This window comes from Zestomonas carbonaria, assembly GCF_904061905.1.
Taxonomy (GTDB): domain Bacteria; phylum Pseudomonadota; class Gammaproteobacteria; order Pseudomonadales; family Pseudomonadaceae; genus Aquipseudomonas; species Aquipseudomonas carbonaria.
On record NZ_CAJFCI010000122.1, the window covers coordinates 1 to 241 of the forward strand.

A 241-nucleotide genomic window follows, 5' to 3' on the forward strand; every position below is an offset into this window, starting at 1 on the left:
CGGCTTCGAGATCGACTACTGCGTGCAGTTGTCGTTCGACAACGTCAACGCGCCGGAGCTCGGCGGCTATGGCGTCGACCACGTCGCGGTGGTCGAGGGACTTGGTTGCAAGGCGATCCGCGTGTTCGACCCGAACGAGCTGCAGAGCGCCTTCGCCCAGGCCCGCGAGCTGATGCAGCAGCACCGCGTGCCGGTGGTGGTCGAGGTGATCCTCGAACGGGTCACCAACATCTCCATGGGC

General features: G+C 65.6%; 1 protein-coding gene. It reads left to right on the plus strand.

The window, feature by feature from the left end:
• A partial coding sequence (locus PSEWESI4_RS24950; RefSeq protein ID WP_235979014.1) for a thiamine pyrophosphate-dependent enzyme occupies nucleotides 1-241 on the plus strand: 241 nt, incomplete at both ends.